The sequence below is a fragment of the Azospirillum oryzae genome (genome assembly GCF_900177515.1).
In the GTDB taxonomy this organism is placed as follows: domain Bacteria; phylum Pseudomonadota; class Alphaproteobacteria; order Azospirillales; family Azospirillaceae; genus Azospirillum; species Azospirillum oryzae_A.
In genome coordinates this window covers 2,719,023-2,739,882 of sequence record NZ_FXAK01000007.1, presented here as the reverse complement: position 1 = coordinate 2,739,882, position 20,860 = coordinate 2,719,023, and the positions used below count along the sequence as shown (strand labels likewise).

At 69.1% G+C, this 20,860-nt stretch carries 24 protein-coding genes; 13 read left to right on the top strand and 11 right to left on the bottom strand.

What is annotated here, in order from left to right:
- Positions 1 to 71: 71 nt before the first annotated feature.
- From B9N97_RS36450 to B9N97_RS25440, 7 genes are all read left to right on the top strand, one after another.
- Positions 72 to 323 carry a hypothetical protein gene (locus tag B9N97_RS36450; RefSeq protein WP_244560897.1) on the top strand — a complete coding sequence of 84 codons (252 nt, stop codon included), beginning with the start codon at positions 72 to 74 and terminating at the stop codon, positions 321 to 323.
- Positions 323 to 487 carry a hypothetical protein gene (locus B9N97_RS36445; protein WP_244560896.1) on the top strand — a complete coding sequence of 55 codons (165 nt, stop codon included), beginning with the start codon at positions 323 to 325 and terminating at the stop codon, positions 485 to 487. Before B9N97_RS36450 ends, B9N97_RS36445 begins: the two co-directional genes overlap by 1 nt.
- Positions 484 to 882, top strand: coding sequence for a hypothetical protein (locus B9N97_RS25460; RefSeq protein WP_085090443.1), 399 nt, complete (start codon positions 484 to 486; stop codon positions 880 to 882). Before B9N97_RS36445 ends, B9N97_RS25460 begins: the two co-directional genes overlap by 4 nt.
- Positions 861 to 2,432 (top strand): portal protein, encoded by a 1,572-nt coding sequence (locus tag B9N97_RS25455; RefSeq protein ID WP_085090442.1) that lies wholly within the window; start codon positions 861 to 863, stop codon positions 2,430 to 2,432. Before B9N97_RS25460 ends, B9N97_RS25455 begins: the two co-directional genes overlap by 22 nt.
- Positions 2,425 to 2,709 carry a Bbp19 family protein gene (locus B9N97_RS25450; protein WP_244560895.1) on the top strand — a complete coding sequence of 95 codons (285 nt, stop codon included), beginning with the start codon at positions 2,425 to 2,427 and terminating at the stop codon, positions 2,707 to 2,709. Before B9N97_RS25455 ends, B9N97_RS25450 begins: the two co-directional genes overlap by 8 nt.
- A gap of 45 nt (positions 2,710 to 2,754) precedes the next feature.
- Positions 2,755 to 3,546, top strand: coding sequence for a capsid assembly protein (locus B9N97_RS25445; RefSeq protein WP_244560894.1), 792 nt, complete (start codon positions 2,755 to 2,757; stop codon positions 3,544 to 3,546).
- Positions 3,547 to 3,779: 233 nt separating this feature from the next.
- Positions 3,780 to 6,149, top strand: a complete 2,370-nt coding sequence (locus tag B9N97_RS25440; RefSeq protein ID WP_085090440.1) for a putative bifunctional diguanylate cyclase/phosphodiesterase — start codon at positions 3,780 to 3,782, stop codon at positions 6,147 to 6,149.
- On the opposite strand, the gene B9N97_RS25435 is transcribed toward B9N97_RS25440, so the two are convergent.
- The gene (locus B9N97_RS25435; protein WP_085090439.1) at positions 6,135 to 6,689 is read right to left on the bottom strand and encodes a metallophosphoesterase family protein; all 555 of its coding nucleotides are present in this window, start codon (positions 6,687 to 6,689) and stop codon (positions 6,135 to 6,137) included. The genes B9N97_RS25440 and B9N97_RS25435 overlap by 15 nt on opposite strands.
- 74 nt (positions 6,690 to 6,763) lie before the next feature.
- Positions 6,764 to 7,000: a DUF4170 domain-containing protein gene (locus B9N97_RS25430; RefSeq protein WP_085090438.1), complete on the bottom strand. Its 237-nt coding sequence runs from the start codon at positions 6,998 to 7,000 to the stop codon at positions 6,764 to 6,766.
- A gap of 240 nt (positions 7,001 to 7,240) precedes the next feature.
- Between B9N97_RS25430 and B9N97_RS25425 the strand changes: the two genes are divergently transcribed.
- The gene (locus B9N97_RS25425; protein ID WP_085090437.1) at positions 7,241 to 7,939 is read left to right on the top strand and encodes a cytochrome b/b6 domain-containing protein; all 699 of its coding nucleotides are present in this window, start codon (positions 7,241 to 7,243) and stop codon (positions 7,937 to 7,939) included.
- 229 nt (positions 7,940 to 8,168) lie between these two features.
- Positions 8,169 to 9,299: a cytochrome-c peroxidase gene (locus B9N97_RS25420; protein ID WP_085090436.1), complete on the top strand. Its 1,131-nt coding sequence runs from the start codon at positions 8,169 to 8,171 to the stop codon at positions 9,297 to 9,299.
- 67 nt (positions 9,300 to 9,366) lie between these two features.
- Here B9N97_RS25420 and B9N97_RS25415 read toward each other — a convergent pair whose 3' ends face one another.
- The gene (locus tag B9N97_RS25415; protein ID WP_085090435.1) at positions 9,367 to 9,804 is read right to left on the bottom strand and encodes a c-type cytochrome; all 438 of its coding nucleotides are present in this window, start codon (positions 9,802 to 9,804) and stop codon (positions 9,367 to 9,369) included.
- A gap of 381 nt (positions 9,805 to 10,185) precedes the next feature.
- Here B9N97_RS25415 and B9N97_RS25410 point away from each other — a divergent pair, with 381 nt between their 5' ends.
- Entirely contained in the window at positions 10,186 to 11,388 is a 1,203-nt protein-coding gene (locus B9N97_RS25410) for an aspartate transaminase (RefSeq protein WP_085090434.1), read from the top strand.
- 71 nt (positions 11,389 to 11,459) lie between these two features.
- Here the strand turns inward: B9N97_RS25410 and B9N97_RS25405 are convergent, their stop codons facing one another.
- Positions 11,460 to 12,008, bottom strand: coding sequence for an NADPH-dependent FMN reductase (locus B9N97_RS25405; protein ID WP_085090758.1), 549 nt, complete (start codon positions 12,006 to 12,008; stop codon positions 11,460 to 11,462).
- Between the two features lie 308 nt (positions 12,009 to 12,316).
- Here B9N97_RS25405 and B9N97_RS25400 point away from each other — a divergent pair, with 308 nt between their 5' ends.
- Positions 12,317 to 12,514 carry a hypothetical protein gene (locus B9N97_RS25400; RefSeq protein ID WP_085090433.1) on the top strand — a complete coding sequence of 66 codons (198 nt, stop codon included), beginning with the start codon at positions 12,317 to 12,319 and terminating at the stop codon, positions 12,512 to 12,514.
- A gap of 55 nt (positions 12,515 to 12,569) precedes the next feature.
- Here the strand turns inward: B9N97_RS25400 and B9N97_RS25395 are convergent, their stop codons facing one another.
- On the bottom strand, positions 12,570 to 13,331 hold the full coding sequence (locus tag B9N97_RS25395; RefSeq protein ID WP_085090432.1) for an SDR family NAD(P)-dependent oxidoreductase: 762 nt from the start codon (positions 13,329 to 13,331) through the stop codon (positions 12,570 to 12,572).
- Positions 13,332 to 13,539: 208 nt separating this feature from the next.
- Between B9N97_RS25395 and B9N97_RS25390 the strand changes: the two genes are divergently transcribed.
- The gene (locus B9N97_RS25390) at positions 13,540 to 13,968 is read left to right on the top strand and encodes a YkvA family protein (protein WP_085090431.1); all 429 of its coding nucleotides are present in this window, start codon (positions 13,540 to 13,542) and stop codon (positions 13,966 to 13,968) included.
- On the opposite strand, the gene B9N97_RS25385 is transcribed toward B9N97_RS25390, so the two are convergent.
- The 6 genes from B9N97_RS25385 to B9N97_RS35985 all read right to left on the bottom strand — a co-directional run bounded on the left by B9N97_RS25385 (position 13,965) and on the right by B9N97_RS35985 (position 19,459).
- Positions 13,965 to 14,909 carry a DMT family transporter gene (locus tag B9N97_RS25385; RefSeq protein ID WP_244560893.1) on the bottom strand — a complete coding sequence of 315 codons (945 nt, stop codon included), beginning with the start codon at positions 14,907 to 14,909 and terminating at the stop codon, positions 13,965 to 13,967. The two genes, B9N97_RS25390 and B9N97_RS25385, sit on opposite strands and share 4 nt — an antisense overlap.
- A gap of 259 nt (positions 14,910 to 15,168) precedes the next feature.
- Positions 15,169 to 16,128 (bottom strand): bifunctional Delta(1)-pyrroline-2-carboxylate/Delta(1)-piperideine-2-carboxylate reductase, encoded by a 960-nt coding sequence (locus B9N97_RS25380; RefSeq protein ID WP_085090430.1) that lies wholly within the window; start codon positions 16,126 to 16,128, stop codon positions 15,169 to 15,171.
- A 69-nt stretch (positions 16,129 to 16,197) separates the two neighbouring features.
- On the bottom strand, positions 16,198 to 16,599 hold the full coding sequence (locus B9N97_RS25375) for a lipopolysaccharide assembly protein LapA domain-containing protein (protein WP_085090429.1): 402 nt from the start codon (positions 16,597 to 16,599) through the stop codon (positions 16,198 to 16,200).
- A 52-nt stretch (positions 16,600 to 16,651) separates the two neighbouring features.
- Positions 16,652 to 16,933: an integration host factor subunit beta gene (gene ihfB, locus B9N97_RS25370; RefSeq protein ID WP_085090428.1), complete on the bottom strand. Its 282-nt coding sequence runs from the start codon at positions 16,931 to 16,933 to the stop codon at positions 16,652 to 16,654.
- A 267-nt stretch (positions 16,934 to 17,200) separates the two neighbouring features.
- Entirely contained in the window at positions 17,201 to 18,478 is a 1,278-nt protein-coding gene (locus B9N97_RS25365) for a pentapeptide repeat-containing protein (RefSeq protein WP_085090427.1), read from the bottom strand.
- A gap of 6 nt (positions 18,479 to 18,484) precedes the next feature.
- A complete protein-coding gene (locus B9N97_RS35985) occupies positions 18,485 to 19,459 on the bottom strand; it encodes a hypothetical protein (RefSeq protein ID WP_085090426.1) in 975 nt (324 codons plus the stop codon).
- A 246-nt stretch (positions 19,460 to 19,705) separates the two neighbouring features.
- Between B9N97_RS35985 and B9N97_RS25355 the strand changes: the two genes are divergently transcribed.
- Positions 19,706 to 20,848 carry a Do family serine endopeptidase gene (locus B9N97_RS25355; RefSeq protein ID WP_085090425.1) on the top strand — a complete coding sequence of 381 codons (1,143 nt, stop codon included), beginning with the start codon at positions 19,706 to 19,708 and terminating at the stop codon, positions 20,846 to 20,848.
- Positions 20,849 to 20,860: the final 12 nt, after the last annotated feature.

The window sequence follows — 20,860 nt, the reverse complement described above, 5'->3', positions numbered from 1 at the left end:
ACGGATGGCGCGACCACACCCCAGGTCCGGCGCCCGCTCTTTCAAAAATCCGAAGCCGCAAGGAGACCAGCATGCTGAGTCCGGCCGCCCCCGCTTTGCCCGCCGCCCGCCTGTCCCAAAGCGTGCCCTTGAAGGCGGAGCCTTACAGTGTCGAAGGCGATCCCTTTGCCGGCGCGGAAGAGGCGTGGTTCTGGGCGGTGCAGGCGCACGACGCCAAGGCGGCGGGGGCGCGGGTCGTCGCCGGCTGCGGACAGGTGGCGCGGCCCTGCGAACCGCAGGACGTGCTGCGCGTGGTCGACCGGCTGTACGGATGCGCAAGCTGATGCGCGACCATCTGCATGTGCTGGTCCATTACGGCCGCCGCCAGAGCGCGCCGGAGCCGGAGCGCTTCCGCGAACAGCGCGCCCATTCCCTGTGGACCGAGGCCTTCGCCGCCATCGCCCCCGCCCTGCGCGACAAGGGCATTGTCCGGGGAATCGCCCGATGACCGCCACCCCCTGGACGGCGGCGTGGGTGGTCTATCGCGGAGAGGCGCCGCTGTGGTGGCTGCGGCCGCTGAAGCCCGGCTTCCGCCATTGCCTGGCCCTGCTGACCGACGGGCGGCGCTGGGTGGCGGTCGATCCCCTGGCGGGCTTCACCGACGTGGCCGTGCTGGACCTGCCGGCCGAGTTCGACCTGCCGGGCTGGTACCGCGCCCAGGGGCTGACGGTGGACGCCGCCCCGCTGCGCCGCCCGGCCGGCCCCGCCCCCTGGGGACCCTTCACCTGTGTCGAGGCGGTCAAGCGCCTGATCGGCCTGCGCGCCCGCCGGGTGCTGACCCCCTGGCAACTGCACCGCCACCTGACCGGAGGAACCCGCGCATGCCCGCATCCGCAACCGTGAAACCGCCCGCCCGCCGAAGCAAGGAACTGTCGGAGCCCGAGGCCCTGCTGGAGCGTTACCGCGCCGCCCGCGAACGCCGCAGGGTGTGGGAAAGCCATTGGCAGGAGTGCTACGACCATGCGCTGCCCAACGGCCGGCCCTTCCGCAGTGGCGGCACGCCCGGCGAACGCCGGGTCGACCGCCTGTTTGACGGCACCGCGCCCGACGCGGTGGAGCAGCTGGCCGCCAGCCTTTTGTCGGAACTGACGCCGCCCTGGTCGCGCTGGTTCGGCTTCCAGCCCGGCCCCACCCTGACTGGGTCGGAGCGCGACCGCGTCGCCCCGCTGCTCGACCGCGCCGCCGGCATCGTCCAGGCCCATTTCGACCGCTCCAACTTCGCGGTGGAGATCCATCAGGCCTTCCTCGACCTCGTCACCGTCGGCACCGCCAGCCTGCTGATGGAGGAGGCCGCGCCCGGCGCGCCGTCCAGCCTGCGCTTCACCGCCGTGCCGCTGGCCGAAGCGGTGCTGGAGGAGGGGCCGGACGGCCGGCTCGACGCCACCTTCCGCCGCAGCGAGGCGACGCTGGCGCAGATCCTCCAGCGCTTTCCCGGCGCCGACCTGCCCGACGAACTGCGCAAGCAGGCCGCCGAGGATCCCGACAGCCGCTTTCCCCTGGTCGAGGCGGTGCTGCCCGACGGCGCGGCCTATCGCTGGGGCGTGGTGCTGGACAGCGGGCTGGCCGAGCCGTCCTGGCTGGCGCAGGGGCGCTTTGCCCAGTCGCCCTTCGTCAATTTCCGCTGGCTGAAGGCGCCGGGCGAGACCTATGGCCGCTCGCCGGTGATGAAGGCGCTGCCCGACATCAAGACCGCCAACAAGGTGGTGGAGCTGGTGCTGAAGAACGCCTCCATCGCCGTCACCGGCATCTGGCAGGCGGACGATGACGGGGTGCTGAACCCCACCACCATCCGGCTGGTGCCCGGCACCATCATCCCGAAGGCGGTGGGATCGGCCGGACTGACGCCGCTGGCCAACCCCGGCCGGTTCGACGTGTCGCAGCTGGTGCTGGACGACCTGCGCGTGCGCATCCGCCACGCGCTGCTGGTCGACCGGCTGGGGCCGGTGGAGTCGGCGCGGATGACCGCGACCGAGGTGCTGGAACGCTCCGTCGAGATGGCGCGTCTGCTGGGCGCCACCTATGGCCGGCTGCAGGCGGAGCTGATGACGCCGCTGGTGCTGCGGGCGGTGTCGATCCTGCGCCGGCGCGGCGAGATCCCGGACATCACCGTCGATGGCCGGCTGGTGGAACTGCAGCACCGCTCCCCGCTCGCCCAGGCGCAGGCCCAGCGCGATGTGCAGGCGGCGCTGCGCTGGCTCGACAGCGTCAAGGCGCTGGGGCCGGAGGCGGAGGCGACGGTGGACGCGGCGGCGACCGCCCATTGGCTGGGCGAGGCCTTCGGCGTGCCGGCCAAGCTGATGCGGGCGGAGGTCGCCGCGCCTGTAGCCGCTCCTCTTGTCACGCCGCCGGCATCCCCCGCGGCGGCGGCCGATGCCGGAGCCTCCAATGGCTGAGCGAGCCACCGGCGAAGAGGCCGGCTGGGACTGGCTGGAGGCGCCGGCCTCCGCCGGTCCGGGCCCTGCCGCGGCATCCGAGGCCGATCCGGCGCCCAGCTTCGCCCGCTGCTTCGCCGGGGGTGACGGCCTGCGGGTTCTGGCGGTGCTGCGGGCGATGACGCTCGACCGCGCGCTTGGTCCCGACGCGCCGGAGGCGGCGCTGCGTCACCTCGAAGGACAGCGCCAGCTGGTCGCCACCATCCTCGCGCTGGTCGCGCGCGGGCAGGCGGGCTGACCGGCGGCGCTGCCGCTCTTCTTTTTCCTTTCCCTGCAGGAGTTGATGATGGCCGACACTCTGCTGACCGAATCCGCAGCCGCGATCGACGGCGTTCCGCCGCTGCCGATTCCGGAGAAGTTCCGCGATCCCAAGACCGGCGCCCTGCGCGTCGAGGCTCTGCTGAAATCCTATCTGGAGCTGGAACGCCGCCTGTCGTCGCAGGGGCGGTCCGGACAGGTGCCGCCGGATGCCGCGTCCGAGTCGGGCTCCGAGGCCGCTCCCACTCCCTTCGATCCCGCCGGCCTCGACCCGGTGCAACTCCGCCGGCTGCTGGGTGCGCCGGAGACGCCGGACGGCTACAGCATCGCCTGCGACCATGGCCTGTTCCAGCCCGATCCGGAGATCAACGGCCGTCTGCATCAGGCCGGCTATACCCCGGATCAGGCGCAGCTTCTGTACGATCTCGCCGCCGAGCGGATGATCCCGCTGATCCAGACGATGGCCGCCGAGTTCCAGGCGGAGCGCGAGGTCGAGCGGCTGGTCGCCCGCTTCGGCAGCGAGGAGCGCTGGCGCGAGGTGTCGCGGCAACTGCTGGCCTGGGCCGGCAAGACCCTGCCGCCGGCTGCGGTGGAAGGGCTGGCGACCACCTACGAAGGTGTCATGGCGCTTTATGCCATGATGACCGGCAGCGAGCCCGCCGCTCTGTCGATGGCGGGCAACCGGCCCGCCGGCAGCGAGGGCGAGGCCGAACTGCGCACCCTGATGCGCGACCCGCGCTATTGGCGGGACCGCGACCCGGCGGTGATCGCCCGCGTCACCGAAGGATTCCAGCGCCTCTACCCCGGCCAGCGCTGAGTTGAGCCGTCGTCGGCCGCCATTCCCGCCAGTACAAGGCGAGTGGCGGCCGACACCAAGTGCGCGGACAGGGACAAAGCGCCGCAGCATGCAACCTTCGTATAGGTTGGACATGTGTCTATTGCGCGTGCGAAGAAAAATTGCATTGCACGACTGAAACGAAGTCGTCACTTTCCCCTCTGCACGACTAACCGTCCGTTTACCGAACGGACAAGAGAGCGACGCCGGGCCCGATGACGCTGCGCCGCAAGATTCGCTGGCTGACCTGGATCGGCCTGATCGGCTGCCTGATGGCGGCGATTCCCGCGCTCTACCTGCTGCGGCAGGGCATGATCGCCGAGCGGGGGCAGGTCGCTGCCGCCCTGGTGGACTCGGCGGGGCTGCTGCTGCGCGATCTGGAGCGGTCGGCCTCCTCCGGTGCGATCTCCGGCGACGAGGCGCGCGACCGCGCGAGGACGGCCTTGCAGGCGCTGTCCGCCAAGCCCTTTCATGTCAGGATTTTCACGGACGGCGTCGTTCAGCCGGGCTGGCCGGCCATCGACCGCGTGGTGACGGCTGAGGGACGGTTCGAGCCCTGGGGCTGGGCCATCGCCGCGGCCGGCGACATCGGCGACCTCGACCGCGATTTCGTGATCGAAGCGTCGGGTTTCCTGCTGTTCCTGGCGGCGTTGCTGGTGCTGAGCTGGCCGGGGTCGCGCTTCCTGTCGCAGCATGTCGTCGGCCCCCTGGAAGCGCTGTCCGACCGCATGCGCCTGCTGACGGAGGGGCGGACCGACATCGACATTCCCGGCTGCGACCGCCGCGACGAGTTCGGCGCGATGGCCCGCGCCATGGAGTTCTTCCGCCGCGCCGCCATCGCCCTGATCGAACGGGACGAGCGGCTGGCCGGCATCATGAACAATGTCGGCGACGCGATCCTGCTGGTCGATGCCCGCGGCCGGATCGAGGAGTACAACCCCGCCGCCGTAGCCCTGTTCGGCGTGCCTGCCGGGGACCTGCGCGGCCGGCCGCTGTCCGGGCTGTTCGCCGCCGCCGACCGCGCGCGCATCGATGCGCTGCTGGCCGGCATGGCGGCGGAGGCGGATGTTCCGGAACCGGTGCGGGAGGAGGCGCTGGGGATCGAGCGCGCGGGAAGCGGCGAGCGGATCGACGCATCGCTCAGCATCTCGCCGCTGGTGGTGCAGGGACGGCGCGGCTTCGTCTGCGCGCTGGCCGACGTGACCGAACGGCTGCGCCATGAACGCGAACTGATGCGTCTGGCCACCCGCGACCGGCTGACCGGCCTGCCCAACCGCGCGATGATCGAATCGCTGCTGGAGGCGGCGGTGGAGCGGAGCCGCCGTTACCGGCGCCCCTTCGCCGTTCTGTGCCTCGACCTGTCGCGCTTCAAGCTGATCACCGACACGCTGGGCCATCAGGCCGGCGACGCGCTGCTGCAGGAGGTGGCGCGGCGGATCGTCGCCTCGGTGCGCGCCGCCGATCTGGTCGGCCGCATCGGCACCGACGATTTCGCCGTCGTGCTGGAGGAGATCGGTGACGCCGACGAGGCGGCGGCGATCGCCGGGCGCATCCTGGACGCCTTCGACGCGCCGGTCACCCTGCCGGGCTGTGAGCATTACGTCCGCCCGGCGGTCGGTATCGCCGTCTATCCGACCGACCTTGCGGGGGAGGGAGCCAGCGATGGCGACGACCCGCAGGCGCTTCTGCGCTCGGCCGAAACGGCGCTCTATGCCGCCAAGCGGATGGGCGGGCGCCGCCATGCCTTCTTCCGTCCCGAACTGGCCGAACAGGCGCGGCGCCAGCTGGCGCTGGACGGCGATCTGCGCGCGGCGCTGGCGCTGAAGCAGTTCCGCCTGCATTACCAGCCCAAGGTGTCGCTGATCGACTATTCGCTTGAAGGCTTCGAGGCGCTGCTGCGCTGGGAGAAGCCGGGGGAAGGACCGGAGCGGGGAGTGATGATCCCGCCCGGCGAGTTCATTCCGGTGGCGGAGGAAACCGGCTTCATCGTGCCGTTGGGCGACTGGGTGCTGGACGAGGCGTGCCGGCAGATGCGCGAATGGCTGGATGCGGGGATGGAGCCGGTGCCGGTCGCCGTCAACATCTCTCCCAAGCATCTGCGCAACCGCACCGCCGAGGATTTCCAGCGCATCATCGACCGCCACGGACTGCCCTCCGGCCTGATCGAACTGGAGATCACCGAAGGCGCCGTCATGCAGGACCTCGACCACGCGCTGTCCGTGCTGGCGTCGCTGAAGGCGATGGGCATCCGGGTGGCGGTGGACGATTTCGGCACCGGCCATTCGTCCTTGAGCTATCTGAAGCGGCTGCCGATCACCACGCTGAAGATCGACCGCTCCTTCATCAACGGCGTGCCGAACGAGCGCGAGGACGCCGGCATCGTCTCCACCATCATCGCCATGGCCGACATGCTGGGCCTGCATGTGGTCGCCGAAGGGGTGGAGAAGACGGAGCAGGCCAATTTCCTGCGCCACCACAACTGCACCCAGGTGCAGGGCTGGCTGACCGGCCGCCCGGTTCCGGCCGAGGCCGCCTGCCGCCTGCTGATGGAGCGGCTGCGGCAGGCGGCGCTAGGGGCTGCCTGACGCGCCGCCTGAAGCCGGGCCAGAAGCTGGGATCGCCTTCCGCCGCGGGCGGGGGATCGTCAGTTCGGCCAGCGTGACCGGGCGGAAATTCCAGACATCGACGCCGACGTCGATCTGTCGGGGCTGCGGTTTTAATTGTCCGTGGCTGTGGCCGTGCAGGTTCAGCGCCCGGCGGTGCATGCCGTTCCAGGTGCGGAAGGCGTAATGGCACATCACCAGATCGGTGCCATCCAGCGTCAGTTCGGCGTAATGCCCGACGCTGGCCCAGCCGGGGAGCGCCAGCGTCGCCGGGCCGTCGTTGTTGCCGGCGATCAGGTGCTTGGTGCCGTTCAGCCGGCCGAGCAGGGCGGCCATGGCCTCGGGCTTCATGTGCAGGGCGAAGTCGCCGAGGTGCCAGACCTCGTCGTCCGGGCCGACGGTGGCGTTCCAGTTCGCCTCCATCGCCGCGTCCATCTCGGCGGTGGACTCGAAGGGGCGGCGGAAACGGCCGCGGGCGCCGCCATGGCCGAAATGGGTGTCGGAGGTGAAGTATACGGTCATCGACCGGTCAACGCCGGCGCGCCGCGGGCTGTTCCCACCGGGAACCCGCCGCGGGCGCGCTGGCCGCCCGATGCTCAGTGCTTGTGGTCGTCCGCCGCCGGGTCGAGGAAGCGGTGCAGGTGGACGATGTAGTAGCGGGTGTGGGCGTCGTCGATGGTCTGGCCGGTGGCGCCGCGCCATGCCTTGTAGGCGTCCTCATAGCTCGGGAAGATGCCGACGATGTGCAGCTTCGACGGATCGACGAACTGGTCCGTGTCCGGACGCACGAGTTCGCCGCCGAACACGAGGTGGAGGAGCTGTTTGTCGGGCATGACCTTTGTCCTTGTAGCCGGGAGTGATTGGGGAGTTATGGCTGTCTTTGCGCCGGCAGGCCGGCTGATGCGTCGCATTCTCATATCCGCCGTCCGGGCGGCGCTTCAAGCCTGTTGACAGGTCCACCGACCTTTGCCACCACGGAACCGCGGCGTTTTCAGGATCAGCATAAAGAATCCGTCCATTTGCCGCAGATGACGAACGCCGAAAATATGGCCGAACACTGCGAGGATCGAGCGATGCCAAGTGGTCATACCGCGACTCGGGAGAAACACGGGCGCGAGCTGCGGGTCTGGGACCTGCCGACCCGCCTGTTTCATTGGGGGCTGGTCGCCGCGGTGGCGGTCGCGATTCTGTCGGCCGAGCTTGGTGTGCTTGATGTTCATATGTTGGCGGGTGAAACAGTTCTGATTCTCGTGCTGTTCCGGCTGGTCTGGGGCGTGGTGGGCAGCCAGACCGCGCGCTTCGCCGACTTCGTGAAGGGACCGGGCGCCATCCGCGACTATCTGAGGCGGTCGCGTGCGGGCGGGGAGGCCGCCTTCACCCTGGGTCACAACCCGCTGGGTGCGCTGATGGTGGTGGCGCTGTTGCTGGTGCTGCTGGTCCAGGCGGGCAGCGGGCTGTTCACCAGCGACGATATCCTGGTCGACGGCCCGCTGGTGCCGCTGGTCTCCGGCTCCATGGTGGCGCTGCTCAGTTCGCTGCACCGGCTGCTCGCCAACGGCATCTTCGTGCTGGTCGGGCTGCATGTGGTGGCGGTGTTCTTCTATCTGCTGGTCAAGAAGGACAACCTGATCCGCCCGATGGTGACCGGCCGCAAGATCCTGCCGGCGCGGCTGGCGGCGGCGGAGCCGCGGCGCGCCCCGGCGGCGCTGGCGCTGGCGGTTCTGGCCGCGACCGCCGGGCTGGTCTTCCTGGTGCTGCGCAGCGCGGGCTGACCCTGCCGGCCGGCAGTAGGGCGGCCCTCCACGGCATATGCCAATGGTTGTGTGCGACAATGCGCCGTCTGGGGCTTCACGTCTTCTAGTCTAGAATAACTCCAGATTGATCCGCCCGAAGCGTCACGAAACCAACGAAGCCGGCCCGACTTCCGGGATCGATTGACCTTTGCCTGAATGAAGCTTCAGGTTGCGGTGAGAATGTGGGCCGGCCGGGAGACCGCCAGTCATGCACGCACAAACCGGACACCGACCGACCGCAGCCCTGAAGGGCCTGCTGGTCGCCACCGCCGCCGCTTTCGGCATCCTGGCCGCCACCGCAGGCGCGGTATCGGCCGCCGATCCGGCCGCATCCGGGGCCGCAACTGGGGCTGCTGCCGGTGGCGACACCCTGATGGGCCGTGCGCGCGAGCTGTTCAAGCCGCTGCCCGCCACCTTGCCCGTGGTCCGCAACAATGCGGTCACCCATGAGAAGATCGAATTGGGCAAGATGCTGTTCTTCGATCCGCGCCTGTCGGCCAGCGGCATCTTCTCGTGCAACAGCTGCCACAATCTGGGGCTCGGCGGTGTCGACGGGTTGGAGACCTCGGTCGGCCATGGCTGGCAGAAGGGGCCGCGCAACGCGCCGACCGTTTTGAATGCGGTGCTGAACGTCGCCCAGTTCTGGGACGGCCGGGCGGAAGACCTGAAGGCCCAGGCCAAGGGGCCGATCCAAGCCGGGGTGGAGATGAACAGCACGCCCGACCGGGTGTTGGCGGTGCTGAACAGCATTCCCGCCTACAAGGCCAAGTTCGCCGACGCCTTCCCCAACGAGAAGAACCCGGTCAGCTTCGACAATGTCGCCATGGCGATCGAGGTGTTCGAAGCGACGCTGACCACCCCCGCCGCTCCCTTCGACCAGTATCTGGAGGGCAAGGCCGATGCGCTGACCGACACGCAGAAGGCCGGTCTGGAGCTGTTCATCGACAAGGGCTGCGCCGGCTGCCACAACGGCGTCAATGTCGGCGGCCACGATTACTTCCCCTTCGGCGTCGTGACCAAGCCGGGGGCGGAGATCCTGCCGCCGGGCGACAAGGGCCGCTTCGCCGTCACCAAGACCGCCGACGACGAATATGTCTTCCGCGCACCCACCCTGCGCAATGTCGCGCTGACCGCGCCCTACTTCCATTCCGGCAAGGTGTGGGACCTGCGGCAGGCGGTTGCGGTGATGGGGTCGAGCCAGCTCGGCGCCACCCTGTCCGACCAGGAGATCGACAAGATCACCGCCTTCCTGACCGCGCTGACCGGCCAGCAGCCGCGTGTCGACTACCCGCTGCTGCCGGCCAGCACCCCGGCCACGCCGCAGCCCGTGTTCAAGTAAGGAGCCGCCAAAGGAAAAGCCCTTCCCCACGCCGGTGGGGAAGGGCTTCTTTCGTCAGGCCGGCCGCTTATTCGGAGCGGTAGCGCTGGTGGCAGGCCTTGCAGCTGTCGGCCATGGCGCCGAACGCCTTGCCCGTCGCGGCCTTGTCGCCGGAAGCGGCAGCGACCTTCAGCGCGTTGGCGGACGCCTGCAGGTCATGCGCCTTGGCGGTGAAATCCGGGAAGTTGGCCCAGATCACTTCCTTGGCCGCCGTCTTGCCCTTGTCGGAGCCCGGCGGGAACAGGCTGGGGATCTTGGCGGCGAAGGCGTCGATGCGGTCGGTGACCGGGCCGATGGCGGCGAGGTCGCCCTTGCCCACCGCGTCCTTGATCTCGCCCATCGCCTTCTTGTAGTCCTCGAACCCGGCCTTGCGGGTCTGGATCACGTCCTGGGCCAGAGCAGCGCCGCCGGTCAGCATCAGCGCGGCCGACGCCGCAAGCACGATACGGGAAAACACGGTTCTCATCCCTTCTTTGAATTTTGCCCCCACGCCAGACGTTACACACCGCCATGCTGAAGCTGTCAAGTGAAGTGGGGGTGACGATGCCGCACCGTCATCACGTTCATTTGTGTTGTAAGAAATAATGCTGCGACGGGTTGGAGCCGGGATTTGCCGGGGGCGGCATCTCGACCCTTGAATGGTTGGAAACGCCGACGACTGCGGCCCGGTACAACGCCGCCACAGGGTGGAAAAACCGCCGATCCCCGCGGTTTTCACCGGCCGAGCGGCCTTGCAACCGGGGTGGAGCGGAAGTAAGGTCCCGCCTCGCGCCTTCCACCCGAAGGGGCAGGCGTCGCACGACGTCTCCGCCACACCGTCTCCATAGCCCTGAGGGGGCCCATCGCCATGTCGATCATCGCGTCCCGCCTGTCCCGCATCAAGCCGTCGCCGACCATCGCCGTGACCAATAAAGCCCGCGAGCTGAAAGCGGCCGGTCGCGATGTCATCGGCCTGGGTGCCGGCGAGCCGGATTTCGATACCCCCGACAACATCAAGGCCGCCGCGATCAAGGCGATCGAGTCCGGCGACACCAAGTACACCGCGGTGGATGGCACCCCCGCCCTGAAGAAGGCGATCTGCGCCAAGTTCGAGCGCGAGAACGGCCTGAAGTACACGCCCGACCAGATCACCGTCGGCGTCGGCGGCAAGCAGGTGCTGTACAACGCCCTGATGGCGACGCTGAACCAGGGTGATGAGGTCATCATCCCGGCCCCTTACTGGGTCAGCTATCCGGACATGGTGGAACTGGCGGAAGGCACGCCGGTCTTCGTCTCCTGCCCGGCCGAGCAGGGCTTCAAGCTGCAGCCCGCCGACCTGGAGAAGGCGATCACTCCGAAGACCAAGTGGCTGATCCTCAACTCGCCCTCGAACCCGTCGGGTGCCGCCTACACCCGCGCCGAGATGAAGGCGCTGACCGACGTGCTGGTCAAGCATCCGCATGTCTGGGTGATGACCGACGACATGTACGAGCACCTGCTGTATGACGGCCTGGAGTTCGTCACCCCGGCCCAGGTCGAGCCGTCGCTGTACGACCGCACCCTGACCGTCAACGGCGTGTCGAAGTCCTACGCGATGACCGGCTGGCGCATCGGCTATGCCGGCGGCCCGAAGGAGCTGATCAAGGCCATCGGCGTCATCCAGAGCCAGTCGACCTCCAACCCGACCTCCATCGCCCAGGCCGCCGCCGTCGAGGCGCTGAACGGTCCGCAGGACTTCATCAAGGAGCGTGGCGAGGCCTTCCGCCAGCGCCGCGACCTGGTGGTGTCGATGCTGAACCAGGCCACCGGCATCAGCTGCCCGAAGCCGGAAGGCGCCTTCTACGTCTATCCGTCCTGCGCCGGCACCATCGGCAAGACCACCCCGGACGGCAAGGTGATCGAGACCGACGAGGATTTCGTCACCTACCTGCTGGAGTCGGAGGGCGTCGCCGTCGTCCAGGGTTCGGCCTTCGGCCTCGCCCCGCACTTCCGCATCTCCTACGCGACCTCGACGGAAGCGCTGGAAGAGGCGTGCAAGCGCATCCAGCGCGCCTGCGGCAACCTGCGCTGATCGCTGCGGTTATCAAGTAAGGAAAAGGGCCGGCATCCCATGGGGTGCCGGCCCTTCTTCTTTGTGGGGTGTTACTTCGCGGCGAGCATCCGGTCGATGGCGCCCAGCGAGAATTTCAGCACCGCTTCGTCGGCCAGCTTGCCGTCCTTGATCTTGTCGGCGACGCTGCCGATGACGACCTGCGGGCCGGCCGTCAGCTTGGCTGGAAGGGCCAGCAGCGTGTCGTTCACCTGCTGATGCGCCCGCACGCCGCCGGTGAAGGCGGGGGAGTTGGAAATGACCAGCACCGGCTTGCCGATCAGCGCCGACTTGCCGTAGGGGCGCGAGGCCCAGTCGAGCGCGTTCTTCAGCACGCCCGGCATGCCGTAATTGTATTCCGGCGTTACGATGACGACGCCGTCGGCCTCCGCGATGGCCTGACGCAGGGCATGGACCTCCGCCGGGGCATCGGGGTTGTCGATGTCCTGGTCGTAGAGCGGCAGGCGCAGGTCGCGGATGTCCATGCTGACACCGGCCGGCAGGGCGTTCTGCAAGCCGCGCAGCACGGCCAGCGAGTTGGAGTTGCTGCGCAGGCTGCCGGGCAGGCCCAGCAGTTTGGCGCGCACCGTTGCGTCGGTCATGAAGCGGTTGCCTTTCTTCAGTTCTTGACGGGTATTCCTGCGGGCCGCTGCCCGCCCTGTCAGGGCGATGGATCCGATGGCGCTGACATGGTCGGTCCAAGCGCAGCTTTCCAACCGGTCATGACCGAATTGTCGATAGGGCAGGTCCGATTTGTGTGCCCGGTCCGGCTGTGACCATCTTGGGATCCGGCTGTTGACGGAGGGGACGGCTACCTAATTAGAGGGTACACAAAGGATGGTGCGCGCAACCGGGCGTGTCCATCGGTTTTGGTCATCTGTGTGGGCGGATCGGAAATAGGGGAGGCGACATGGCGACGCGGCGACTGGATCGGGATGACCACGTCCGTAAACATCTGGCGCTGATGCTGCAGGAATGGCAGGAGCAGACCGGCCGCGACATGGCGACCGCCACCGCCGACCAGCGGCTTCAGCACTGCACCACTCTGCTGATCGACCTGCTGGGCGAGGCGGAACGGGCGGACGAAGCCGCCATGACCGAGGCCTGATAGCTGCGGGAGCGGCCCCGCGGCCTGGAAGCCGCCCCTGCCGGATATGACGTCCTTACTGCGGCGCCATGCGGATGGCACCGTCCAGGCGGATGACGTCGCCGTTCAGCATCTCGTTCTCCAGGATGTGCTGGACGAGGCGGGCGTATTCCTCCGGCTTGCCGAAGCGCTTGGGGAAGGGGACCGTCGCGGCGAGGCTGTCCTGCACCTCCTGCGGCATGTTCAGCAGCATCGGCGTGCCGATCAGTCCGGGGGCCACCGTCATCACGCGGATGCCGTGGCGGGCGAGGTCGCGGGCGGCGCAGATGGTCAGGGCGACGATGCCACCCTTCGACGCGGCATAGGCGGCCTGCCCGATCTGCCCCTCATAGGCGGCGACGGAGGCGGTGTTGACGATCACGCCGCGCTCGCCGCTGTCCAGCGGATCCAGCTTCGCCATGTCGGCAGCGGCAAGCCGCAGGATGTTGAAGCTGCCGATCAGGTTGACCTCGATCACCGCGCGGAAATTCTCCAGCGGCATCGGGCCGTCGCGGCCGACGATGCGCTGGGCCGGGGCGATGCCGGCGCAGTTGACCGCGATGCGGGCCGGGCCGTGGGCGGAGCGCGCCTGATCGAGCGCCCGCTCTGCCGAGGCGCCGTCGGTGACGTCGCAGACCAGACCCAGCCCGCCGATCTCGTGCGCGGTCTTCAGAACCGCGTCCTCGTTGACGTCCAGAACGGTCACCTTGGCGCCGAGACCGGCCAGATGACGCGCCGTCGCCGCCCCCATGCCCGAGGCGCCGCCGGTGACGATGGCGGACAGACCCTGGATGTTCATGGCATCTCCTCCTTAATTGCGACCGGTCCGCGCATGGCGCCGGCCTTGTGTCCAACAGGATGCGATCGCACTTGTTGTTTACCAGATGGCTTGTTTACCAGATGGCCGGCGCACCATACCACACCGTATGGAAGGGGCCATCATGCCGACGACGATGCCGCCGGCCGATTTCCGAATGGGACCGTCTTCCGAAAGGGTTTCAGCGTCCATGACAGCACCGTCCGCCTTCCACTCCCTTGGCCCCTCCATTGGCACCGGCACCGCACTGGCGGTTCCCGATCCCGACCGGGTCGAGCGTGACGAACGGCTGGTCCGCCGCCGTTTCTGGCAGAAGCTGCGCGCCAACCTGCACCGCATTCCCTTCCTGGAAGACCTGCTGGCCGCCTATTTCTGTGCGACCGATCCGGCGACCCCCTATCGGGCGAAGGCGATCCTGCTGGGGGCGCTGGCCTATTTCGTGCTGCCGGTGGATGCGCTGCCCGATTGGCTGCTGATCGCCGGCTTCACCGATGATGCCGCGGTGCTCGCCGCCGCCGTGCAGACGGTGCGCGCCAATCTGACCCCGGCCCATTGGGGGCGGGCGAAGGAGGTCCTGCGCGCCGAAACCGGTAATAGCGACGCGGGGACGACGGGCTAGGCGCGCTGCGCCCGCTCCAGCGCCGTCTTGCGTCCGTCGGCCGCGTCGCGGTGCATGGTGTAGAGGGCGGAGCCGGCGATCACCAGGGCGCCGGCCCACCCCCACGGATCCATCGTCTGGCCGAAGGCGATCCAGGCGACGAAGGCGGTGAAGGGCAGCCGGGCGTAATCGTAGGGCATCATCGCCGAGGATTCGGCCAGCGACAGCGACTTCGTCATCGCCAGCTGCCCGAGCGTCAGCAGACCGCCGAGCAGCGCCAGCCCGCCCAATACGCTCCAACTTGGCCAAGTCCAGACGAACAGCGCCGGCACCAGCGCCATCGGGGTGACCAGAAGGCCCAGGAAGGTGACGATCACCAGCGCGTTGTCCCGCCGGCTGAGCAGCCTCATCTGCAGGATGGTGCCGGCGGCGGCGACGCAGTGGACGACCAGCGCGAGAAAAGCCAGATCGATCGGCGCCGCGCCCGGCCTCAGCACGATGGTCACCCCGGCAAGACCGACGAAGATCGCGGCCCAGCGCCGTGGCCGCACCCGCTCGCGCAGGATCAGCGCCGCCCCCGCCGCAACGAACAGCGGGATGGCGAAGCTGACCGCCGTCGCGGTCGGCAGCGGAATCCGGGAGATCGCGTAGAACCATGCGCTCATGGCGCAGAGCGTGGTCAGTGCCCGTGTCACATAGGGCCCCAGCCGCCGTTCCGCCAGCACCGCCCGGCAGGCGGGCGCCCCGGCCGTCAGCGCCCAGGGCAGCATCCACAGCAGGCTGAACAGGTTGCGGAAGAACACGACCTCCAGCGGATCCATCACCGTCGCGGCCCAATGCACCGCCGTGTTGCCGATTCCGAACAGCAGCGCAGACAGCAACATGTATCCGGCACCGAGCAGAAGCCGGTTGGTTGGTACCCGCAGGCGTGGGCCGGCGTCCATGGGGGAGGTGACGGTCACGATCAATCGTCCCTGACAAGCCGTTGGCGGATGATCCGGTCCAGCGCGTCGCCCGCGGCGTTAGCGCGAACATCGAGCCGTTCGGAACACCGGCAGCCGGTGCGGAGGCAGCGATGATCCTCTGGAGAAAATCGCAAGGACGCAAGTAAAATGTCGGGAACGAACGCGGCATACTCCCTTATGACGCGTACGGGTCCGCCCGGTATGAAACCGTTTGGGGCGGGGATGATGGGATCGGCCGAGTGGGTCGAATCCCGGCTCAGCGAATCGAGTCGTTGTGCAGCACCATCTCGGTCGCCAGACGGGCGGCGCACAGGTCGGCCAGGGCGGTGCCGACCGATTTGAACAGGGTGATCTGGTCGTAGAAACGCCGGCCGGCCCGTTCGCCGCGGCTCAGTTCGAACAGGTCGCCGGCGATGTCGTCGGGGTTCAGCGTGCCGGAAGACACCGGCTGGGCGATGTCGCCGGACTCGGCCGGGGTGCGGTCGCGGCTGTCGACGAAGACGCGGGCGCGGCGGATGCAGCCGTCGTCGGCCTCGCGCATGTCCGGCGTCACGCCGCCCAGCAGGTCCAGATGCTGTCCGGGCTGCAGCCAGTCGCCGCGGATCAGCGGCTCGCGCGCCGTGGTGGCGCAGGCGACGATGTCGGCGCCGCGCACCGCCCCTTCCAGGTCGGCGGTCGCCTCGATGCGGAATTTCGGCCGGTGGAAGCGGGCGGTGAGCTTGCGCGCCTTCTGCGGATCCCGTCCCCAGACCAGCACATGGCGGATCGGCCGCACCGCGGTGTAGGCCTCCACCAGTTCCAGGGCGAGCGCACCGGTGCCGACCACCAGCATCCGCTCGGCGTCCGGCCGCGCCAGATAGGAGGCGGCGAGCGCCGAGGCTGCCGCGCCGCTGCGCCGGCCGAGCGCGGCCGAGGAATCCATCAGCACCTGCGGCACCCCGGTCTTGCCGTCGACCAGCAGATAGACGCCCTGGGTCTGCGGCAGGTCGCTGCCGGCATTGTCGGGAAAGACGCTGTCGATCCGCACCCCGACTGCCTGGTTCACCTCCCAGGCAGGGGCGATCAGCAGGGCGGCGTCACCGGTGCCGTAGGTCTCGACGCGGTGCCGATGGGCCGGCGGGGACTGCACGCCGGCGCGGAAGGTCTGCCGCAGGCGCTCGATCAGCATGCGGTGGTGCAGAACGGATCGAAGCTCGGCGGCACTGACGGTGCGCATGGAACCCCCCTCCGCCGACCGGCGACCTGTCTCGCTCCCTCGGGGAGCCGATCCTGCGACCGGCGACGCTCAGTGAACGGTCGGCGTGCTGTTCTCGGCAGCCGGGACCGGCAGGGCGGAACCGGGCAGAGTGCCGGCGACCGGGCCGGAAACCGGGCGGGTGCTCTCGGCCAGACGCTTTTCGGCGGCGGCGGCGCGGGCCTGCGCCTCCTTCAGTTCACGCTCCAGATACAGGACGCGGTTGCCCTCGCGGCGGGCGCGGCGGCGATGGCGGCGCTGGCTGTTCCAAACGACGAAGCCGCCGGCCAGGAAGCCCAGCACCAGCGCCACCAGCGTGGCCAGATAGACCGGCGTGGCGAGCGTGAAGGGCAGCGGCCACAGCGACAGCGTCACGATCCCGCGGTTGGAGATCGCGAACAGGATCGCGACGAGAGCCACGGGGATGGTGACGATCCAGGAAATATGGCGCAAGGCGAAGGTTCCTTGAAAGATACGGCGAGAGATAGAATGGCCGGGCCGGCGCTCACTCCGTGTTCAGGCGCTCGCGAAGCTGCTTGCCGGTCTTGAAGAAAGGAATGCATTTCTCGCCGACGTCAACCGATTCTCCGGTCCGGGGATTGCGACCCGTGCGCGCGTCCCGCTTCTTGATGGAGAAGGCGCCGAAACCGCGCAGTTCCACCCGGTCGCCGCGCGCCAGCGCTTCGGTGATCTCGTCGAAGATGGTGCCGACGATCTTCTCGATGTCGCGCTGGTACAGGTGCGGGTTCCGCTCCGCCAGCCGTTGGATCAGTTCCGACTTGGTCATGATCGTTGACGTTCCCCCATTCGATGCGGGCGCTTATGGTCGGGCCGCGCCGCGCTTGGACAGCAGCGTGCCACCGGCCGCATGAGGCGTCAAGCCCCACCCGCCGTGCTAAGCCGTTACGACACAATCGTTTTTCCGGACAGCGGAAGTGTTTTTCCGTCTGATTTCCCCACTCCGGCCGAGGGGGTGCGCGGCAATCTCCGGCATGGATCGTGACGGAAATTTGAAAGCAATCAACGGCTTCGCGAAAGAAAACCCGGTGCGGGGTCAGGCGCCGCCCAGCCGCGTCCCCTCCAGGATCGCACCCTCCAGCACCGCCGACGAGCGGTCGCAGCCGGTCAGGTCGGCCAACGTCAGATCGCTGCCCTTCATGTTGGTCTCAGTCAGCGAGGCGCCGGCAAGCCGCGCCCGCACCAGCGACGCACGCATCACCTTGGCCCCGGCACTGACCAGCAGCATGCCCAGATTGGCGCCGTCCAGCCGGCTGTCGATCAGGATGGCGCGGTCCAGCTTCACCCCGCGCAGGTCGGCGCGGCTGAGGTCGGCGGAGCGCAGGTCGGCGCCGTCGAATTGGGCGGCCTGCAGTTGGGCGCCGTTCAGCCGGGCATGGCGCAGCCGGGCGCCGCTGCCCTTGGCCAGCGTCAGGATCTTGCCCGTCAGGTCGGCCCCCTCCAGGTTCAGCCCGGTCAGGTCGAGTTGGCTGCCCTGCTTGCCGCTGGTGCCCAGCCAGATCATGTGCTGGCGCAGCATGCTGTCCAGCTGGTCGACCGGCAGGGCCGGCAGTTCGGCGGCGGCGGCCGTCTCCTCGGGTTCGGGCTCGGGCGCCGGAGCCTGGGGCGGCGTCTGCCGGGCGGCCTGCGCCTGCTCGTCGGTGCGGATCGCCTGTTCCAGCCCGTCCTGATCCAGGCTGGCCCCGTCCAGGATGGCGCCGCGCAGGTCGGAACCGTTGAGGTCCGCCCCGCGCAGGTCGGCGCCGGAGAAGTTGGCGTCGCGCAGGTCGGTGCGGTCCAGCCGGGCGCCGGCCAGCCGCGTGTTGGTGAAGTCGGCCGCCCGCGCGAAGCTGCCGGACAGCTTGGCCCGCGCCATGTCGGCGTTGGTCAGCTTCGCCGACGCCATGTCGGCCGGGCCGGGGTCGAAGCCGACCACCTTCAGCTCGCCGGCGCTGTTGCGGTTGACCATGCTGCCGTCGCGCAGGTCGACCTCCACCATGGTGGCGCCGTCCAGCCGGGCGCCGCGCACGTTGGCGCCGCGCATGTCGGTGCGGAACAGCCGCGCCTCCGACAAATCGGCCCCGCGCAGATCGGCGCCATAGAGGTCGGCATGGTCCAGCACCGCGCCGCGCAGGTCGGCGTCACGCAGGATGGCGCCGGCCAGATGGGCGCCGGTCAGGTTGCGGCCGGCCAGCGACAGGCCGGACAGGTCGAAGAAGGGCAGATTGGCGCGGGCGCCGTTCGGGCGTCCCTCGGCGAATCGGACATGGCGCTCGCACACGCGGTCGAGCTGGTCCTGGGTCAGGCGGATGCGGGATTTGCCGTCTTGCGCCATGGCCGGTCACGCGAACAGGGCGTCGATGTCGGCCTGGGAGATCCCGCCGCCGCCGTCGCCGCCGGTCGGGGCGGCGGGCGGCGGAGGGGGCGGCGGGGCCGGCTTCGCGACGGGGGGTGGCGGAGGGGGTGGCGGAGGCGGAGGCGGCGGAGGCGGCGGTGAGGGCGCCACGTCGGCCGGCAGCGGTTCCGCCCGTTCCGCCACCTCCGGCACGCTGTCGAACAGCGCGTCGATGGCGTCCTGGCTGACCTCCGGCCCGCCCAGCTGCGGACCGTTCAGCAGATGGGCGTCGGGGCGGGTGTCACCCAGCTTGCGGTGCGAGGCGACCTCGCCCGGGGCGTGATGCTGCGGGTCGGCGGCCGTCAGCCGCTCGACGCCCCAGATCTCGATCATCGTGTTCACGCGCTCTTCGATGTAGCGCAGTGTGTTGACGACCTTGGTGGTGCGCTGGCCGGTGATGTCCTGGAAGGAGCAGGCGGTCATGATCTCGATGCACCACGCCTCGATCGCGTCGATCCGTTCGGCCAGATCGTCGTCGTCGCGCGGGATCGACATGGTGATTTCCTGGATCTTCTCCGTCGCGTTCAGGATGTCGGTGGTGGCGCGTTCGGTGGCGGCGACGATCTCGTCCAGCTCGCCGGTCGCCGCCTCGATGCGGTTGGACCCGGTGTCGGTCGCCTTCAGGGCGGCGATGTCGCTGCGCGCCTCGCGCACCACCTGGGTGATGGCGGTCAGCTCCTGCTGGATGCGCGGATCGTCGCCGGGGACGAAGGAGGTGAAGGCGCTGGACGAGGTGCCGCTCAGCCGGTCGACCTGTCCTTCCAGCCTGTCGACCAGCCGGTGGAATTCATCGGAGGCGACGACGCGGCTGCGCCGGTCGCGCATGCGCAGGAAGGCCCGTCCCCGCGCCGTCTGCGACAGGGCCTCTTCCATCTGCAGATACTCTTGCTCGGTCAGTTCGAGCAGTGACCCGCCGCTCATAACGCTCAACCCGTTTTCGACAGCCGCGCCTCCCTGGCATCTCCGGGGGCTGCGCCGACCTTCGTCCTATACCACCGAATTTCTTTACCGGGAGTTTCCGCCGCCACCGCGCTATCATCGCCGCAACGGGGAGGCCGGAGGGCGGCCAGAGGCTGGACAACCTTGAATCGCCTTCCTTTTTGTCCCAAATCAGCCCGATCGAGCGACGATCTGCACAAGAAATTCCCAGCAAGAAAGGAAAAGGCCATGAAGAGGGCGGTGCGTCCGGTGGTGTTTGCTGCGGCGGTCGGACTGGCGGCGGTGACCGGCGGCGCGCTGGTCGCCCCGGCCGACTCGGCGCTGGGCCGGTTCGGGTCCGCCATCGGCCTCGGCGCCTCGCCCGCGGCGGCGGCACTGCCGCTGGGCGCGGTCGGCGGCGGCACCATCGCCCCGATGCTGGAGCAGGTGACGCCGGCCGTCGTGAACATCTCGGTGTTGAGCCAGGCTCCCCAGGCGGAAAACCCGCTGCTGCGCGACCCCTTCTTCCGCCGCTTCTTCAACCTGCCGGACCAGATGCCGCAGTCCCGTCCGCAGGTCAGCGCCGGGTCGGGCGTGATCGTCGACGCCCGCAACGGCTATGTCGTCACCAACAACCATGTGGTGGAGAACGCGCAGGAGATCGCGGTCACCCTGAAGGACCGCCGCCGCCTGCGCGCCAAGCTGATCGGCCGCGACGCCGCCACCGACATCGCCCTGCTGCAGATCAAGGCGGAGGGGCTGACCGCGCTGCCGCTCGGCGACTCGGACCGCGCCAAGGTCGGCGACTTCGTCGTCGCCATCGGCAACCCGTTCGGGCTGGGGCAGACGGTGACCTCCGGCATCGTTTCCGCGCTCGGCCGCAGCGGGCTCAAGATCGAGGGGTACGAGGATTTCATCCAGACCGACGCCTCGATCAACCCCGGCAACTCCGGCGGCGCGCTGGTCAATTTCCAGGGCGAGCTGATCGGCATCAACACCGCCATTATCGGCCCGGCCGGCGGCTCTGTCGGCATCGGCTTCGCCGTGCCGGTCAGCATCGTCCGCTCGGTGATGGAGCAGCTGCGCGAATATGGCGAGGTGCGGCGCGGCCGGCTGGGCGTCGCCATCCAGGATCTGACGCCGGATCTGGCGGAAAGCATGAGCCTGAACGGCGACGAGGGCGCGCTGATCGCCAAGATCGAACGCGGATCGCCGGCCGAGAACGGAGGTTTGCGCAGCGGCGACGTGGTGATCGCGGTCGATGGCCGGCCGGTGCGCAGCGCCACCGACTTCCGCAACCGCATCGGTCTTCTGCGCGTCGGCACGCCGGTGCAGTTGACGGTGGTGCGCGCGGGCGGGCAAAAGTCCGTCACCGTCCGCACCGCCCGGTGACCTTACCCGCTG